Origin of the sequence: Flavobacterium psychrotrophum (assembly GCF_003403075.1) — a bacterium.
GTDB lineage: Bacteria > Bacteroidota > Bacteroidia > Flavobacteriales > Flavobacteriaceae > Flavobacterium > Flavobacterium psychrotrophum.
Genome location: NZ_CP031557.1, coordinates 2,036,044 through 2,055,023, shown reverse-complemented (window position 1 = coordinate 2,055,023; position 18,980 = coordinate 2,036,044). Strand labels below are relative to the sequence as shown.

Below are 18,980 nucleotides of genomic sequence, written 5' to 3'. Positions count from 1 at the left end.
TACACCTTCATTTATACCACCTTTTTTAGAGCCAATCCTTTTAAAAGGCCGGTTGCGACACCATTTACCGTATACAAGCAATTTGATGCTGTGAATCTGCAAGCTATTTTGGTAATTATTTACTGCAAAGGCCCCGTAGTATCATACATCCAATTTATGTAGCTATTGCCTTGAAGCAGCGAATACATAGCGCTGAAAGTATAGTTATACGCAAACTAAACCCGCAAAGACCTTTTTACTTGCCTGTAAAGGCGTCGTTCCATATGTTATTGACCCTAGGCTCATCTTTATATTACTTATCTGATTACCATTATTTATGTTTAAGAAGGAACTTTTACAAATTGAATCCCTGCTGATTTTAGGCAGGAAAAAACTTTCTCCAAAACAGTTTATTTTCTTATCCAGCGTCCTCGTTGGAATAGCGGTTGCAGCAGCCGTCATACTGCTTAAGGCGTTCGCACATTCGGTTTATTCGTTTGCCACATACATCAATGGCATTTTAAAACTAAGCTTTATAAATAGCATCCTTCCGGTTATAGGAATATTACTCACAGTGTTGGTTGTAAGGAAAGTGCTTGGCGGCACCATTGAAAAAGGGACGTCACAAATTCTTTATGCCGTAGCCCGTAAATCAAGCATCGTTCCTAAAAAGCAAATGTACGCCCAGATCATTACCAGTTCGCTTACTGTCGGGCTGGGAGGTTCAGCAGGGCTGGAAAGCCCTATTGTAGTTACGGGTGCTGCTTTCGGGTCCAATTATGCACAACAGTTCCGGTTAAGTTACAAGGAGCGGACACTACTGGTGGGGTGCGGCGTTGCAGCGGGCATTGCCGCAGCGTTTAACGCACCTATTGCAGGGGTCCTTTTTGCAATAGAAGTACTTTTAGTGGATGTAACAATCGCTGCTTTTACACCTATTATGATTGCGGCAGCAACAGGCACACTGGTATCTACTATCGTTTTAAATGAAGACGTGCTACTGTCATTCAGGCAAAAAGAAATATTTGATTACAAAAATATTCCCCTTTACATATTCCTTGGGCTTTTTACCGGGCTCATATCCGTTTACTACTCCCGTAAGTTTTTAAAAACAGAACATTTTTTTGCACATCTTAAATATGGCGTTTACAAGAAGGCACTTATTGGGGCGTTGCTGCTCGGCCTCATGATTTTTATTTTTCCGACCCTCTTCGGCGAAGGATATGAAAGTATTAAAACCCTTGCCGATAAAAATCCGGGCAAGCTATTGGAGAATACGCTTTTTGCGGACTTTAGCAATAACGAGTGGGTGCTACTTATTTTTGTAGGCTTATCCATGATGCTTAAGGCTTTTGCTTCCGGTATAACATTGGGCAGTGGTGGTAACGGGGGGAATTTTGCTCCATCCCTTTTCCTGGGCTCATATGCCGGATATTTCTTCTCAAAACTCCTAAACCTTACGGGGCTTACAGACCTGCCTGTCAGTAATTTTGCAATGGTCGGTATGGCAGGTATATTGAGCGGTCTGTTTCATGCCCCGCTTACCGCCATCTTCCTTATTGCTGAAATAACGGGTGGTTATGACCTTATCGTGCCACTGATGATTGTCGCTTCGATAAGCTTCGCAATCTCTAAACGATTTGAGAAGCATTCTCTTGACGTTAAAGGCCTTGTGAAAAAGGGTAACGTCTTTACAAGTAATAAGGATACCAATATTCTATGGACACTGAATATTGATACGATTATCCATACCGATTATTCCACCCTATCACCCCAGGACAATCTGGAAAAAGTACGGAATTTAGTTCGGAGGTCAGGTTCTGAACAGGTGATTTTTGCTGTAACCGTAGAAGACACGCTTATTGGCACGGTTTATTTTAATGATGTACGGGAAGTTATTTTTAGTGATAACCCGCTACAGGTAAAAGATTTTATGACAATCCCGCAGCAGATTGTAAACTATACAGATAGTATGGAAGCCGTTATGCAAAAATTTGAAGCGAGCATTAAAGCCTACCTCCCGGTAGTCAAAGAGGGAAAATACTTTGGTTTTATCAGTAAATCCGACGCGTTGGAGGCGTATAGAAATAAACTTCGGGCGATGAATTTTGATTAAGAAACATTGTGATAACTCACTGATATTAAAAGAAATGATGTAATATTTAATTTTGTGGCTGTAACCAAAATGTACAATAACAAATACCTTAACTCCTTACTATGCAAACCACCTTACAAAATATTGAATTTCAGCTTAGGAATGTAGTGGAAAATGCCCCTTTTCCGATTGGAGTGTATACCGGTCGTGAGATGAAGGTAGTTTTAGCCAACAAGGCACTTGTTGACACATGGGGCAAAGGCCCCGATATTATCGGCAGGTCTTATTTTGACGTGCTACCCGAACTTAACGGTTTTGGTGTCTATGAAGAGCTACTACAGGTATTTCATACGGGCAAGGTATATGAGGCTAAAAATAGCCGTATTGACCTTGTTATCAACGGCATCATGACAATCCATTACTTTAATTTTACCTTTACACCCCTGTACGATGGAGAAGGCAATATTTACGGTGTCCTGAATACCGCTGCCGACGTGACCGACCTTATGCTCGCGCGCCAGCAAACTACAGAGGCCGAGGAAAAATTACGCCTTGCGGTAAATTCGGCGGAGCTGGGCACTTATGAAATAAATTTATTCAATGATGCCGTTACCATTTCAGGCAATTTCAGGACGATATGGGATATTGAAGACGATGTAATTACGAAGGAAATGATCCTTAGCCGCCTGCATCCCGATGACGTGCATATCCGGGAAACAGCCCATGAAAATATGGGAAATGAGGGCAGGGTATCCTACGAGCTTCGTATATTTCATAAAGACGGCACGATTCACTGGCTGCGAATTAACGGCACCCTGATAAAGGACAATGCCGGCGAACCTGCCCTGTTAATCGGAATTGTACAGGACATAACACTTCAAAAGGAATCAGAAGAACAGCTATCTATTCTCGTACAAAAACGCACTGAGGAATTGCACCGTTCGAATGAAGACTTACTGCATTTTGCACGTTCAGTAAGCCACGACCTTAAGGAGCCGGTACGAAAGGTGAAAATTTATAACAATATGCTAAGGGGTGAAATGCTTAGCGGCATCGGGCATGAATATAATCAAAAAGTTGCTACAGCCGCGGACAGGATGGCTTTGCTTATTGACGGTATACTTAACTATTCCAAAGTAAGTTCAGGCGGATTCCTGACTGAAAAAGTGAATCTTGGCGAAATAATAAAAAAAATCAAAATCGACCTTGAACTTATAATACATGAAAAACAGGCTATTTTGATTGAGGACGAACTGCCGGAAATTGAGGGTTCAAGCCTATTATTAACCCAGCTCTTTTATAACCTGATGAGCAATGCGCTCAAGTTCTCCAGAGCGGCGGAACCGCCCCGTGTTACCATTTACAGTTCAATACTACGCGATCATCCTGTTGCGCTCGTGGAAATCGTAATTAATGATAATGGAATTGGACTAGACCCTAAGTACCAGGACAAAATTTTTATGCCTTTTGAAAGGCTGCACCCCAAGAATGAATTTGAGGGCAATGGCCTCGGACTGGCACTATGTAAAAATATAGTCGAACGGCACCATGGTACCATAAGGGCCACAGGAGTAATTGGGCAGGGGAGTGACTTTATTATAACGCTCCCGCTAAAACAGGCAATCACAACGATCTAATGTACTTAGTCCGTTTTGTATGTTAAATTTAGCGGTTTACCTTTGTAAAATAGTATTTTTGAATTTCGGGCTTATTAATTTTAAATATATTGATAAACGTACATTATGAAACGTTTTAAAATTATCTACTATATCGTTCTGCTGTTGCTTTCCGTTAGCGGAGTTGCTTCTGGCAAGGCAGAGCCTGCGGTTAGAAATTTTACTGCTCAACGTATTTCTGTAAAAGAATTGCCGGCCGGAACCAGCATTTTCTTTAGGGACGAAACAAAAAAGCTGCCTTATTTTAAGTTTGACAAGAAGGAAAATGCCCGTTCGTTGTTCGCTAAAGGAATGAGGAGAAAAGCGCTCCCCCTGGAGACGAACCTTTTACCTGATTTTTATTACAGAGAATTTGTCACGTTAAGGTGTTTCCATGATTCAATGATTTACAGCCTGATAGTACGCTATACTATTTCCAGGCATACCTACCTGCATCTGTACCAGCTGTTCTAACCGAATGTTGTAAACAGGGGGATTTAGGTTTGGGTTATTCCTTCAATAAGTGATGACAGTCGCTCATCAGGATTTGCCGGACAATTCCAATATTAAAGACCCTGCAACCCTGCATAAATCACCTAATTTGCAGCCCGGCACTACTTGTGTTTCGGGGGTATATCACTTTACTATATTACTATATGATACTCAAAAAAAATCACCGATCATCCGGTGCAAACTCCTTATATACGCTTTTTTCCTGCTTTACAGAAGCTGCTAAAAACGACACGGCAACAAAGCAGCGGCCGCTGTTTGATGACAAATTTCGAAGCGCCGACAGCACGCGAAGATTTCGAACGGCATGGCTTGCAATCGCTTCTAAACTTAATGTATTTCCCAGTGAAACGAAATACAGGTGCAAAAATGTGTGCGCTGCATTATGCGTTTTATTGAGTGGGGTTTCCCATGCCCAAGAGCAAATCGCACTTAAAGATTTACTGGATAACGTCTACAGTAAGGCCCCAGGATTAATCTCCGGATCGGCTTCCGTTGCAATAGTTGAATCCCAGGCCAATGAAACCCGTGCCAGCTGGATGCCTAACCTTCATCTAAATTATCAGGCAGATCTGGGCACCAACAACAATACTGCCGGACCTTATTTTGGCTTTGGGATCATTCCTTCGAATACAAGGGGCGTACGTACGGAGAGCAACACAAGCCCTGTGCTCACTAATTTAGGTATCGTTGCCTTAGATTGGGAAGTATATAATTTTGGTGCCTTCGAAGCCCGAAACAACGTAGCGAAATCGGATATCGAAGTCGGGCAAAATCAATTCCAGCAATTAAAATACAGATTGCAGGCGTATACTATTGGCAATTACCTGCAATTGCTGCGGCTACAGGATTTCTTAACGATCCAGTCACGAACCATTCTGCGCAGCGAAGAGATTGTCCGGTCGATACAGTCGTTGGTGAAAAATGGTGTTCGCCCCGGTGTTGAAAGCAGTATTGCTGAAGCCGAACTCTCAAAGGCCCGTTTGACGTATATCGAATTAGATAAGGAACTAAAAAATACGCAGCTGCAATTGGCGGCACTAAGCGGTCTTCCACCTGAACGCATCATTCCCGATACGCTGGTAACCACCCGCCTTATCGCAAAAGCCAGGAATCGGCAAATGATCCTTGCCAATACAGACAATCATCCTGTGATCAATTACTTCAATTCATTAGTGCAAAATAGCCGGGAGAAAGAAAAATTGGTAAAAAATCAGTACAATCCCAAAGTATTGCTCGAGGCAGCAGTCTGGGGCCGCGGTGCCAGTGTGGATGCCAATGATAATTTTAACGATCTGTCCACCGGCATTGGGTTTGACCGCACTAATTATCTCGTAGGCCTTGCAATCTCTTATGATATTTTTGATTTTCGGCACAGGCAATTAAAGCTCCGCACTCAAAAAAAAGTCACCGACTACGCTATAAAAAGCCTTGATGAGCAGAAAGCCCTGCTGTCACTGGCTGTTAGCCAGGCCGATTTGGAACTTAATACAGCAGAACAGCGTTTGGAAGAAATTCCTAACCAGCTGAGAGCAGCAAAGGCGGGTTATCGCCAAAAGCTTTCGCTATACAACAGTGGCCTTACCGACATTATTGAGCTTAATGCCGCGCTTGCTATTTTGTACCGTGCGGAAACGGATTATGCACAGGCCCGCTTTTCCTATGTAAGTGCATTATTTCAAAAAGCAGTTACCGGCAATCAAGTCAATTCTCTTTTAAACCTTCTAAATTAATCCATCATGTCAATGGTCACCTCCGCGCTCAAAAGGCCAATAACGGTTGTCGTTATTACCCTGAGCCTTTTGATTTTTGCTGTACTAAGTGCACTTAGAATACCTATAGATATATTCCCTCAGTTAAACCAGCCAACCATTTATGTTATAGAATCTTACGGGGGTATGTCACCCCAGCAAATGGAAGGTTTTTTCAGCACCCGTTTACAGGACCAGTTCCTGTATGTAAATGGCATTAAAAATATATCAACAAAGAACATACAAGGGCTAACCATGCTTAAAATAAGTTTTTATGAAGATACTAATATGGCCGAAGCACAGGCGCAGGTTGCCCTGCAGGTTAACCGGGCAATGAAGTTTTTCCCGCCGGGTGCCCCGCCGCCGCAGGTGGTCCGGTATGATGCGTCATCCCTACCGGTAGGGCAATTGGTCCTGTCAGCCCCAAACCGCAGCCTGAAAGAGATTTATGATATGGCGGCTACACGCATACGGCCCATGTTCGCCTCGGTACCCGGGCTTTCTGCACCGCCACCCTTCGGAGCCAATTCCCGTTCCATTACCGTGAGTATTGACCCTTCTAAATTGCGCAGCTATGATCTGACACCCGACCAGGTGGTGGAGGCACTCGCCAAATTCAATGTAATGTCCCCCTCCGGCAACCTTCGCATAAACAATACAATGTTTACCACGACGGTTAATTCACTGGTGCAAAAATCAGAAGAGTTCGGCGAGATTCCTATCAAAACCAAAAATGGTATATCGGTCCTTGTGAAGGACGTAGCACGCGTGGCCGATGCCTCGGATATAACCGTAGATTACGCATTAATTAATGGCAAGCGATCGGTTTATATCCCCGTTGTAAAAACTGCCGATGCTTCCACATGGTCCGTAGTACAGGGCCTGAAAAGTAAATTACCCGAAATGCAAAGTCTGCTTCCTGACGATATTAAGGTGTCTTATGAATTTGACCAGTCTGTTTTTGTTATAAATGCGGTTGAAAGCCTTATTACAGAAGGGGGGCTGGGTGCTTTGCTAACGGGCTTAATGGTGTTGTTGTTCCTGCGCGACTGGCGCAGCAGCCTGATTGTAGTAATAACAATTCCCGTTTCTATCCTCTTAGGTGTAATGTTACTGGGTGCCTTTGGGCAGACCATAAATATCATGACGCTGAGCGGGCTGGCATTAGCAATTGGTGTCCTCGTTGACCAGGCGACGGTTACTATCGAGAATATTCACCAGCACCTTGAAATGGGCAAATCAAAAAAGCTGGCCATTTTTGATGCCTGCCAGGAAATCGCTTTTCCGCTACTGCTGATCCTGCTGTGTATCCTTGCTGTTTTTGCACCCTCCTTCCTTATGAATGGCGTGCCAAAGGCTATGTTCCTGCCCTTGTCAATGGCTATTGGCCTGACCATGATCGTATCGTATATCCTTGCACAGACCCTCGTGCCGATTTTGAGTAACTGGCTGATCAATGCGGATCAGTACCAGCATTATCATCACGGCGAAGTTCACAGCCATGCAGGCGAAGCTTTGGACCGCGATGAGGAACTGCAGGTAAACCGGCATTTGCAGGAAGAACAGCAGCATCCTGAAAAAAACGATTTTTTCGAAACGATCAAAATAAAATTTGCCGGCATTATCACGCGGTGGATGCCCCATAAGAAAATAATTGTGCCTATATACCTGGTGTTGGTCATTGTACTTGCCGGCATTGGTTTTGCCGTTATTGGAAAAGATATGATGCCGAAAGTGAACAATGGGCAGTTTTTAATGCGCATCAAGGCGCCCGATGGCACCCGCCTGGAACGGACTGAAGATAAATTTAAACAGGTTTTAGCTATAATTGATAAAACGGTTGACCACCACATTGAGATCAGTTCGGGTTATGTGGGTATCGTACCCAGCAGTTACGGCACGAGCAACCTGTACATATTCAATACCGGTACGCACGAGGCCGTACTACAGGTAAAACTTGATGACGACTATAAAGTCAATATGGACGAGTTAAAGGACGCACTTAGAAAAAACATAAAGAGTGCTGTACCGGACCTGCGCATAAACTTTGAGCCGATTGATATGACAGAAAAAATAATGAGCCAGGGAGCCGCCACACCGATTGAGGTGCGGGTTGCTGGTAAGGATATGGCACAAATTGAGGCCTACGCCAACAAGGCGGTGACACGATTAAAGCAAATTCCGTACCTCCGTGACGTCCAGATCGTACAGCCTTTAAAGATACCGGTAATTGCAATTACGCTGGACCGCCAAAAAGTTTCCCAGTTTGGGTTGAATGTATCCGACATCGCCCGTTCGGTGACGGCGAGTACATCGTCCAGCCGCTTTACCGAGAAGAATCAGTGGTTGGATGAAGATAAGCAGTACACCTACCAGGTACAGGTGCAAATTCCCGAATATACGATGAATACTATGGAAGAACTAAAGGAAATTCCATTACTGGAAGGCCAGAGCAGGCCGACGCTCTCCGAAGTTGCAGAATTTAAAATTACCTACGCCCCCGGCGAATATGACCGTGCCGGGCCAAGGCGGTTTTTAACCGTTAGTGCTAATATCAACAAAATGAATTTAGGGACTGCCACAACAGATGTCCAAAAGGCGATGGAAGATTTAGGGACACCGCCCAAAGGCCTGGTAGCGGAATTAAAGGGCATGACAAGTTTGCTAACAGATACTATGAGCAGCCTGCAGACAGGTTTAGGTTTCGCTATTCTGGTAATCTTTTTATTATTGGCGGCAAATTACCAGTCATTTACATTGTCGCTTACCATATTGTCCACAGTGCCTGCCGTAATACTGGGATCTTTAACGGTGCTGTTGCTAACAGGTTCCACCCTGAATTTGCAATCGTATATGGGGATGATTATGTCTACAGGTGTATCCGTTGCCAATGCGATACTCATCGTTACCAACGGAGAGAAACTGCGCCTTGAATTCAGGGATGCGACACGCGCCTCCATCACCAGTGCAGCGATACGTCTGCGTCCAATTTTAATGACCAGCCTTGCCATGATGGCAGGTATGGTGCCGATGGCTGCAGGTATGGGTGAAGCCGGCGAGCAAACTGCACCTTTAGGCCGCGCCGTGATTGGGGGATTGTTTGCTTCTACATTAGCGGCTTTGTTCATTTTACCTTTGGTATTTGCATGGGTACAGGCTAAAACAACCTACAAATCACCTTCTTTACTTCCTGAAGATACAACTATTAAAAACCTCAACACATAATACATGAAAACAAAATTGATACTTTCAGCACTCCTAATCTACATAGTAACAGGCTGTGGCAACAATCAAAAGCCAAAAGACCTGACCGAAGCAAATGATAATGAGAAAAGCGCCTACGAAATTGGTGCCATTACCGAGCAGGCATTGTCGAGTTCCGTGCGGTTGCCCGGCAAGCTCCACCCTTTTAATGAAGTAAATATATTCCCGAGAGTCAATGGGTTCGTCAAATCCATACATGTTGACCGCGGGTCCCAGGTCAGGGCCGGTCAGCTATTGATTGCGCTTGAGGCACCCGAAATGGAATCACAATTCCAGGCTGCCAATTCCCGTTACCTGCAGGCACAGGAGACAGCAAATGCCAGCAGGGAGAAGTACAATCGCTTAAAACAGGCAGCGGCCGAACCGGGATCGGTGTCACCGCTTGATCTTGATAATGCGATGTCGCGGATGAAATCGGACCTGGCAATCGCCAATTCGGAAAAGTCCAATGTCCAGTCGGTAAAGACAATGCAGGGGTACCTTGAAATTTATGCCCCTTTTGATGGAACCATCGTACAGCGTAATATTTCACCCGGAGCTTTGGTATCGCCGGGAAAAGCAAGTGACCAGCCCATGCTGGTACTACAGGATACCCGTAAATTACGACTGGAGGTGGCTATCCCGGAAAATTACGTTGATAAAGTAGATCTGGAGAAGGACGTTACCTTTACGTTTAACGCAATGCCCGGGAAAAAGTATTCCGCAAAGATCAGCCGTGTATCCAACGCTTTAGGCGATATGCGTTCTGAAGCGATAGAAATAGACGTTCTTAACAAAGGTGGAAAATTAAAACCGGGAATGTATGGCGAAGTCTCCATCCCGATGCTGTCCGGGGCGAAGTCCCTGCTGGTGCCCAACACCGCCATAGTGCAGACTACTGAACGTAAATATGTAATTGTTGTTAAGGATAGGGTTGCTAATCTGGTGGATGTTAAGGAAGGCATGACTGGCGAGAGCACGACCGAAGTTTTCGGATCGCTGACGGCAGCAGACCAAATTGTCCTGAAAGCAAACAATGAAATTAAAGATGGCGACATTATAGATTAAACAAGTTCCACCAAATACAATTGGTGGAACTAAATACAGCTAAAAAAGAGCTATCGCGCGGTTTCAAGAAGATAGGCAACAACCACACAACCCGCTATTGCAATAATCAGGGCTAGAATCGATGCTAATGTTGAAGAGTAGCTAAAACTGTGATTTCTAATAAGCAGTATATTCCTCCTATAGCGTACAAAGGCCAGGACGGTTATCATAATTCCTACGATCACCAGAGAGATACCTATCAGCGAGGAGTAGCCTTTGTTGTGGACCGGATTATCTGTGTTGAAGCCTAAGGCAATTTGTTTGATGAATAATGAAAATTTTACCACGACAAAGCCGAAAGCCATTATTCCGATACCTGTACGGGTCCAGGCCAGGTACGTCCTTTCATTTGCTAAATGTTCCCTGACAAGTTCCCTGTCATTAAGATGTTCCATGCTATTTTTTATGCTAAAGGTAGGAAGCTAAGGGCAGATTTTGTAGCGATTTTGAATAAACTTAACCATTATATTTCGAAGATGAATACTTCGGAAAATTGTAAATTGCAAATAAAAATTATTGATGAACGCCTACTTAATACTTGTTGTCCTCATTACGTTATCAGCAGGCTTTGCCTACATAAACCATAGGTTTATACGCATGCCTTTTGTCATAGGCCTATTTTTCTTATCTACGGTACTTTCCCTTCTAATTATTAGTAGCCGATGGTGGGATATTACGCATTACATGCAGATCAGGGCCATCCTCTCTAAAGTTGAGCTGAGCAGGGTCATTATGGATATTATGCTGGGTTTTCTTTTGTTTGCCGGGTCACTGCATACCAAATGGGATAGTATTAAGAGCCAGCTTAAACCTATAACATTATTTGCCGTTATGGGTGTAGCACTTTCAACAATCCTGATTGGTGCAACTTTATTTTACACGGCAAATGCCTTTGGCGTTACCCTTGGCCTGTTGCACTGCCTGATATTTGGGGCGCTGATATCACCGACCGACCCCATAGCGGTTTTGGGTATCCTTACCAAAGCGAACGTCTCGAAGAAAATAGAGTCGACCATCGTAGGCGAATCTTTATTTAACGATGGCGTCGGGGTAGTCATATTTATTGCCCTGCTTGAAACTTTGAAACTGGGGAATTCCGAAATTGATTTTGCGCACTTTGGGGTGCTTTTCCTACAGGAAGCCATAGGCGGCCTCATTTTCGGGCTTGCTTTAGGCTTTTGCCTGCATTACTTGTTAAAATCAATTGATAATTATGAAACCGAAGTATTGCTTACCGCGGCATTTGTTATGGCGGGCTATGCTGTCAGCAACTACATGCATTTATCAGGAGCATTAGCCATGGTGGTTATGGGGCTGCTTGTAGGGAATTACAAGAGGGAAAAATCTATGAGTGATAAAACTCAGGAATATGTACATAAATTCTGGGAGCTCGTGGATGTAATACTCAATGCAGTATTATTTATAAGCATCGCTTTCATACTGGTGGTAATCGAATTCGAAAGCGTGTACTTTTTACTCGGGGTCGTATCAGTAGTGATCGTATTGGCATCCCGGATAATAGTTATATTTCTTCCTAAATTGTTGTTGCCTAAAGTTGTAGATTTTACGGGAAACGAAGCAAAAATAATTGTGTGGGGCGGCCTGCGCGGAGGGCTTTCAATAGCATTGGTACTCTCCCTGCCGGAAAGTCCTGCGAGAAATGTCCTTGTGTTTATCACCTATTCCTGCGTTGTTTTCAGCATTATGATTCAGGGGCTTACCGTAGGCAAAGTGGCCAGGATATTGAGCCGGAAACAGAATTAAAAAGAGGTATTTTACAGTTATGCTGGTAGGGTATATTCGATTTGAAGCAGCAAAATACTAAAGTAAATCACCTCCTCAAATAAATGTTTACGATAAACTTATCCAGAAATATTCCAAGTAAATCTTAATTATGACAGAAAAGATAAAGCATAAACTTAATGAACTACAGGCCACGGCTATTTGCGGTAATGATATAACTTCATCCTGCCTGTATGTATCAGCGCTAACCATAGGCTACGCAGGACAATATGCATGGCTTTCCCTGCTCATTGTAGCGTTTGTCTTATTCCTCTTCCGCAAAATTTACAGCGAGGTGGTAGGTGCACTGCCACTTAATGGAGGCGCCTATAATGTACTGCTTAATACCTCTACAAAGCGCATTGCATCTTTTGCCGCGGTGCTTACGGTACTTTCATATATGACTACCGCCGTAATTTCAGCTACCGAAGCAATGCATTATTTAAGTACCATTTTCCATGGGCTTAATGTTCTTATCGCTGCCGGTGTTGTACTTGTATTGTTTACAATTCTGGCAATTATAGGCATTGGGGAATCGGCGATTGTTGCTGTAATTATCTTTATAACCCATTTGCTTTCCTTAACACTGTTGGTAGCGGCCTCGGCGTGGTTTGTTTTTTCAAATGGCTTAGATACCTTTCACCTTAACTGGGAACTCCCACTCACGTCAAAGGGAATTATCTATACGCTATTCCTTGGCTTTTCGGCGGCAATGCTGGGGATATCCGGTTTTGAAAGCTCCGCAAACTTTGTAGAGGAGCAGCAGCCGGGTGTATTCCGAAAAACACTGCGCAATATGTGGGCTATCGTAAGTTTTTTTAACCCCGTAATAGCATTGCTGCTCATTGCTATTATACCGATTGCTGAACTTGGAGAACACAGGGAATCACTTTTATCCTACCTGGGGCATACCACTGGTGGCGCATGGCTATCGTGGCTCATATCTATCGATGCCGTATTGGTTTTATGCGGCGCGGTGCTTACTTCTTTTGTAGGTGTTTCGGGGCTGCTTCAAAGGATGACGCTGGACCGTATATTGCCCAATTATTTTTTAAAAGAAAACAAGAACGGCTCTAATTACCGGATCATTATAACGTTCCTAATTCTTTGTGTATCTGTAATGTTTGTCACTAATGGGGAACTTGAATCGCTTGCCGGGGTATATACGTTCTCGTTCCTTGCAGTGATGGCACTGTTTGGAATTGGCAACCTGCTCTTAAAGGTAAAGCGCCGGAAATTACCCAGGCCTGAGAAAGCTAAAGGGTTGGCCGTGGTTGTTGCAATAGCCTTTATTGTCGTTGGCTTTTTCGGTAATATCATCCTCAACAGGGATGCCTTTATAACTTTTATAAAATATTTGGTACCCGCAATAGTACTGGTACTTATTATGCTGAACCGCTCCCTGATTATCCAGTTAAGCCTTGATTCCCTGGAATATTTTTACAAACCGGTGCGAAGGTTTGCTATAGTCAGCAATCGCTATTTAAAGAAAATGCACCGCAAAATTAATTCGCAGGAATTTGTGTTTTTTACTAAAGGCGATGACGTTGCGATATTAAACAAGGTGATGCAATACGTACAGGATAACGAAACTACCAGAAAGCTCAAGATTGTTAATGTAAAAGGTAGTGATGATTGTAATGAAGCGTTAAAGAAAGACCTGGAAGTGCTTGACAGGGCGTATCCTGATATACACATCGAATTTGTAGAAATCGACGGGGTTTTCGGGCCGGACCTTATCAATGAACTTTCCGAAGAATGGGGCATCCCTAAAAACTTTATGTTTATTGCCTCTCCCGGTGATAAATTCTCCTACAGGGTTTCCGAGCTTGGAGGCGTCCGGCTAATAATGTAGCTACAATGAGCTGGCGTTACCTTAAGGCCCACATTGGATTAAACTCCTTCTTGTACTTGTGCTTCCTGGTTTACAAACAGGGTTTGTGTGGGGAAGGCAAACTCAATACCCTCTTTTTCAAAAGCAGTAAAGATGTCCAGATAGATGCCCTGTTGGTTATCCATATAGATATTATATTCAGGGCTGAGCACATAATAAACAAATTCAAAATTAAGGCTGAAGTCCCCGTAGCCTGAAAAATGTCCCCTGTCAAACTGGAGCTGCGATCGGGAGGTTATAATATCTTTTACCATTACGGGTATATTTGCTAACTGCCTGTGAGTGGTTTGATAGGTAACCCCGAGTGAAAACACGATCCTGCGCTTTTCCATGCGTTTGTAATTGTGTAGCCTGGAATTAGTCAGGTCCGTATTGGAGCAAACCAGCTGCTCTCCGCTAAGGGTACGAATACGGGTGGTCTTAATGCCAATATATTCAATAACACCATTTTCATCGCCTAAGGTAACAAAATCGCCAATTTCAAACGGGCGGTCAAAGAATATGACAAAGTAGCTAAAAAGGTCGCCCAGTACAGCCTGTGCGGCCAGTGCAATTGCAATACCTCCCACACCCAGCCCGGCAATAAGCGTAGTTACGTTATACCCCATATTATCTATAAGGAAAATTACACCACAGATCCAAATAATGATGTTTACAATTGCAATAAGCCCGCCGGCCTGTTTTTCTTTACTTTCACTATCTTCTTCGCGCTGTATAAAGGAATATACAAACTTTTTAAATGCGGCACTAATAACTTTTAACACGAAAAAAGTAACGGAGAAAAGATAGGCAATATGGATAACCCTCTCCACAGTGGCATTGAATTTCAGTGTCAGGAGGGCAAAATAAACCGAGCTGATATACAAAAGTGGGATTACAGACCTGTCTATAATATCAATTATAAAATTATCCCAAGTGGTATTCGTGGTAAGCGCCCATTTTTTTAACCGCCTGATTACAACAGTTTTTAAAATTTTTGTGATTAAAAAAGATACTGTGATTATTATCGCTGCTATTATCCAATTTATAAGCGTATTGTCTAAAAAAAGTACATTCAGAATGTTATCCATAGTAAAAGTTTTACGTTGTGTTATTGTGATTAACGGGCACAAAGCTATACTAAGATGTATAATGTAGACGCAGGGGTACTTTTAGTGATGGATTGTCAGGGTGTCGGAAAATTATACCTGTGGTAGCCGGGGTGTAGAATTAACAGCCCATCGATGTAAAGCAATAACGAATTATTTACACACAGCTATAAATATATAGTAGTGTTCCGATAATTAGTGGTTCAAAATTACGCATATTAAAATCGCATTCCAAGAAAATTTTAATTTATAACATTTTTACGAACTTAAGGGGCTGCCGGTCTGAATTTTCATTTTAAGTATCATTGTAGCACCTACGCAAAGTAAAAATATTGTAGGGCGATAAACATTGGGGATTTATTATTTTTAATCATAAAGTTGTGTAATAGGTTGGTATTGGGGATGTAATTTTTTAAATTTACGTAAACCGCTTATTAATGTAAACCCGTTTAGATGAATAAAACTATAATAGTTTCCAACCGCCTTCCTGTCGATCTCCGATTTGATAATGATACCCTTGTGGCCAAGTCCAGTATTGGGGGCTTGCCACGGGCATGAAATCAGTGCATTCTCAGGGCAACGGGATCTGGATAGGCTGGTCCGGACTCACGGAAGAAGAAATTGGGGATGGACAGCATGCGCACGTTGACCGTGCCCTGCGGGATGAAAAATGCATCAGGGTTCCCCTGACAGCAGAAGATATAAAAAACTATTATTTCGGATTCAGTAACAGGGCCTTATGGCCCCTTTTTCATTATTTCCAGGCCTACACGCAATTTGAGCTCATCCATTGGGAGTCGTATAAAGAGGTAAATCAAAAATTTGCCGATGTTGTGATAAGCAATGCGGATGAAGGCGACACGATATGGATACATGACTACCAACTTTTACTGCTCCCGCAAATGATCCGGGAACAACGGCCCGACCTTGTAATAGGGTTCTTCCTGCACATACCATACCCTTCTTTTGAACTTTTCCGTACCTGCCCATGGCGCGATGAGTTGCTTAACGGTATGTTGGGTGCCGACCTGATTGGCTTTCATACGTATGATTATGTGCGCCACTTTCTCAGTTCAGCAGCCAGGATCACCGGGCTTGAGGTAAGGTTCAATGAGATTGTATACGGAGAGCGCGTTATAAAGGTAGATTTTTTCCCAATGGGTATAGACTACACACGCTATCACAGTGCCGCACTTGAGCATAGCCTGAGGCCTGAGGAGTCAAAATCCGAGCTTATGCGCAATATCGAATTGCATAATTTGTCTTACGGGGATGCCAGCCTTGTATTGTCTATTGACAGGATGGATTATACCAAGGGAATACCCAACAGGATAAAATCATTTGAATACTTCCTGAATAAATACCCTGAATATAAAGGCAAGGTCCGGCTTGTTATGCTGGCGGTCCCATCAAGGGAAGATGTACCCCAGTACCAGATGCTGAAGCGGGAAACAGATGAGTTGGTGGGCCGGATCAACGGGCGGTTAGCTACCGTAAACTGGACGCCAATTTGGTATTTTTACCGCTCTATGCCTTTTGACGACCTTATAGACCTTTACGTAGCTGCCGACGTAGCGTTGATTACACCCATCAGGGACGGGATGAACCTTGTTGCAAAAGAATACGTAGCCACAAGGACAACCAAAGAAGGGGTGCTTATATTAAGCGAAATGGCAGGGGCAGCAAAAGAGCTCCATGAGGCAATTTTAGTGAACCCTAATAATTTTGAACAGGTTGCTGACAGTATAAAATACGCGTTAGAGATGCCTGCCGATGAGCAAAAAGCCCGTATGGGCGCCCTCCAAAAAAGGGTGTCACGGTACAATGTGGAACGATGGGCCGGAGAATTCATGAAAGCCCTTGCCACGACTAAAGTTATTGAGCCTGTTGCGGTTTCTAAAAAATTCAATGGTGTGCACCGTGAAAAGATAAGGCAGCATTACAAGACGGCAATAAGAAAATTGCTGCTCCTCGATTATGACGGCACACTTGTAGGCTTCCAGAATATCCCGGCAGATGCCCGGCCCGATGCCAACCTATATGAGCTTTTAGACGCCCTGGCGGCCGATAAAAGTACAGAGGTCGCCATTATCAGCGGCCGGGACCGTGCTACACTTGAGCAATGGTTTGGCCATAAAAATTATACCCTTATAACTGACCACGGCGTATGGCTGCGAAAAAGAGGAAAGGATTGGACAAGCCTGGAGCGGCTTAAAACCGATTGGAAAGAAAACATAAGGCCCATAATGGAAAATTTTAGTGACAGTACACCGGGTACTTTTATCGAGGAGAAAAACTACTCCCTTGCATTTCATTACCGAAGGGCGGACAGCGATTTAGCGAACCTGCGTACCATGGAACTTAAACATGTACTTACCGGTCTGCTTGCCAATAATTCGCTGTCGGTTTTAGAGGGTAATAAAGTGCTTGAAGTAAAAAGCAGCAGCGTAAACAAAGGCCGGGCAGCCTCACGGCTGACCAGTGGCAAAGAATATGATTTTATACTCGCTGTCGGCGATGACTGGACCGACGAGTTTATGTTTGAGGAACTGCCTGATACTGCCTATACCATAAAGGTAGGCAGCCAAAAAACGGCTGCCCGCTATTTTATTAAAGATCCCCGCGAAGTGCGCACAATTTTGGCGGATTTCGCCGAATAAATATTATTTTAAGAATCAGATCTATATATGGGGCTTATCATTTCAGGCATCTGAAATAGCGCTATCCACTGCCAATAACTTGTTAAACACGATTATTGTTAAGTCTCTCATTATTATATATGTAACTTGCTAAATAAAAAAATACTATGGAAAACAGCACTACCACCCCTTACAGGAAGCTTGCCTTAATGTTACTTATCTCTTTTGTAATTATGTATATCGTAATGTTTTTTAATGTGGATGAATTCAGCCACATTTATTTAAGCTTCACAAGGCTGTATATGACACTTCTAATGATTTCGCCCATGGCACTCTTAATGTTAGCGATGATGCGCAGTATGTATACGATTAAAAAACTTAATTCTATCATAACAATAGCTGCTATTGCTGTTTTTGTATTTGCATTCACTGCTTTGCGAAGCCAGGCATTTATTGGAAACGTACAATATATGAAGGCAATGATTCCTCACCATTCATCCGCTATAATGACCAGTAAAAATGCGAATATTAAAGACCCGGAGTTAAGGAGGTTATCCGATAGCATCATAAAATCTCAGGAGGAAGAAATACTACAGATGAAGCAGATCCTTCAGCGCATGAAATAATAGATACAAATAAGATAAAAGCGATCTGCTCTGGTTTTAAGGCTTACTACCATTATAATATCCCATTTCGTTGAAGTGATATTTTATAGTATTGCACAGTAGACCTGAAGGCCTTGCCCGTATAAGGCAATCTCAATAGGTACTTTTGACTGTTTTAGACAAAGACTTTACTGCCTGTCACCCCCTTTTGCGAACGGAGTGGAAATACGATCTGACAGTATTAAATTGCAGCAATTTTCACTCTCTTAAAAGATGAAATCTAATTCATCCGGCTGATTCACTCACACGAAACAGCCTTAATCTCGGTCAGGGCGATGCTGCGAATATAAGACCGTTCGGCAATGGTCGCACCCGGTCGGTGCAGGAGGTGAAAGCTCACAATGCTATTCAACGACTTCCCGTATTTCACTAATCTTTCTGTTTTACGCATAAGAATGATGTAAGTAACATAGAAGGTGCAGTTACCAATTTCAGGCCGCTATAAAAACAAGTGGTATAAATCACGGCACTTACCTTTAAAAGGAATAATAGAGCGGGAGAAAATTATGGTTAAATATGACCAGGAGCGATTATTGCTCATTAGGCTAAGTACTCCAAACATACAAACTTAA

General features: G+C 43.2%; 12 protein-coding genes. 10 read left to right on the top strand and 2 right to left on the bottom strand.

All coding sequences use genetic code 11. The annotated features are described in order from the left end of the window. Positions 1-316 precede the first annotated feature (316 nt). From DYH63_RS08910 to DYH63_RS08885, 6 genes are all read left to right on the top strand, one after another. Entirely contained in the window at positions 317-2,095 is a 1,779-nt protein-coding gene (locus DYH63_RS08910) for a chloride channel protein (protein WP_116788477.1), read from the top strand. A 101-nt stretch (positions 2,096-2,196) separates the two neighbouring features. Next, positions 2,197-3,711, top strand: coding sequence for an ATP-binding protein (locus tag DYH63_RS08905; protein WP_116788476.1), 1,515 nt, complete (start codon positions 2,197-2,199; stop codon positions 3,709-3,711). A 105-nt stretch (positions 3,712-3,816) separates the two neighbouring features. Further along, entirely contained in the window at positions 3,817-4,203 is a 387-nt protein-coding gene (locus DYH63_RS08900; RefSeq protein WP_116788475.1) for a hypothetical protein, read from the top strand. 182 nt (positions 4,204-4,385) lie between these two features. Further along, a complete protein-coding gene (locus DYH63_RS08895; protein WP_116788474.1) occupies positions 4,386-5,972 on the top strand; it encodes a TolC family protein in 1,587 nt (528 codons plus the stop codon). A gap of 6 nt (positions 5,973-5,978) precedes the next feature. Further along, positions 5,979-9,215 carry an efflux RND transporter permease subunit gene (locus tag DYH63_RS08890; protein ID WP_116788473.1) on the top strand — a complete coding sequence of 1,079 codons (3,237 nt, stop codon included), beginning with the start codon at positions 5,979-5,981 and terminating at the stop codon, positions 9,213-9,215. A gap of 3 nt (positions 9,216-9,218) precedes the next feature. Further along, positions 9,219-10,301 (top strand): efflux RND transporter periplasmic adaptor subunit, encoded by a 1,083-nt coding sequence (locus tag DYH63_RS08885; protein WP_116788472.1) that lies wholly within the window; start codon positions 9,219-9,221, stop codon positions 10,299-10,301. Between the two features lie 50 nt (positions 10,302-10,351). On the opposite strand, the gene DYH63_RS08880 is transcribed toward DYH63_RS08885, so the two are convergent. Continuing rightward, complete coding sequence (locus tag DYH63_RS08880; protein WP_116788471.1) at positions 10,352-10,735, bottom strand: YidH family protein; 384 nt, start codon at positions 10,733-10,735, stop codon at positions 10,352-10,354. 124 nt (positions 10,736-10,859) lie between these two features. Here DYH63_RS08880 and DYH63_RS08875 point away from each other — a divergent pair, with 124 nt between their 5' ends. Then, positions 10,860-12,104 carry a cation:proton antiporter gene (locus DYH63_RS08875; RefSeq protein ID WP_116788470.1) on the top strand — a complete coding sequence of 415 codons (1,245 nt, stop codon included), beginning with the start codon at positions 10,860-10,862 and terminating at the stop codon, positions 12,102-12,104. A 130-nt stretch (positions 12,105-12,234) separates the two neighbouring features. Then, entirely contained in the window at positions 12,235-13,977 is a 1,743-nt protein-coding gene (locus DYH63_RS08870; RefSeq protein ID WP_116788469.1) for an APC family permease, read from the top strand. A 38-nt stretch (positions 13,978-14,015) separates the two neighbouring features. Here the strand turns inward: DYH63_RS08870 and DYH63_RS08865 are convergent, their stop codons facing one another. Beyond that, positions 14,016-15,086 carry a mechanosensitive ion channel family protein gene (locus tag DYH63_RS08865; RefSeq protein ID WP_116788468.1) on the bottom strand — a complete coding sequence of 357 codons (1,071 nt, stop codon included), beginning with the start codon at positions 15,084-15,086 and terminating at the stop codon, positions 14,016-14,018. Between the two features lie 572 nt (positions 15,087-15,658). Here DYH63_RS08865 and DYH63_RS08860 point away from each other — a divergent pair. Continuing rightward, positions 15,659-17,764 (top strand): bifunctional alpha,alpha-trehalose-phosphate synthase (UDP-forming)/trehalose-phosphatase, encoded by a 2,106-nt coding sequence (locus DYH63_RS08860; protein ID WP_369692834.1) that lies wholly within the window; start codon positions 15,659-15,661, stop codon positions 17,762-17,764. A 146-nt stretch (positions 17,765-17,910) separates the two neighbouring features. Then, on the top strand, positions 17,911-18,369 hold the full coding sequence (locus DYH63_RS08855; protein WP_116788467.1) for a DUF305 domain-containing protein: 459 nt from the start codon (positions 17,911-17,913) through the stop codon (positions 18,367-18,369). Positions 18,370-18,980 lie beyond the last annotated feature (611 nt).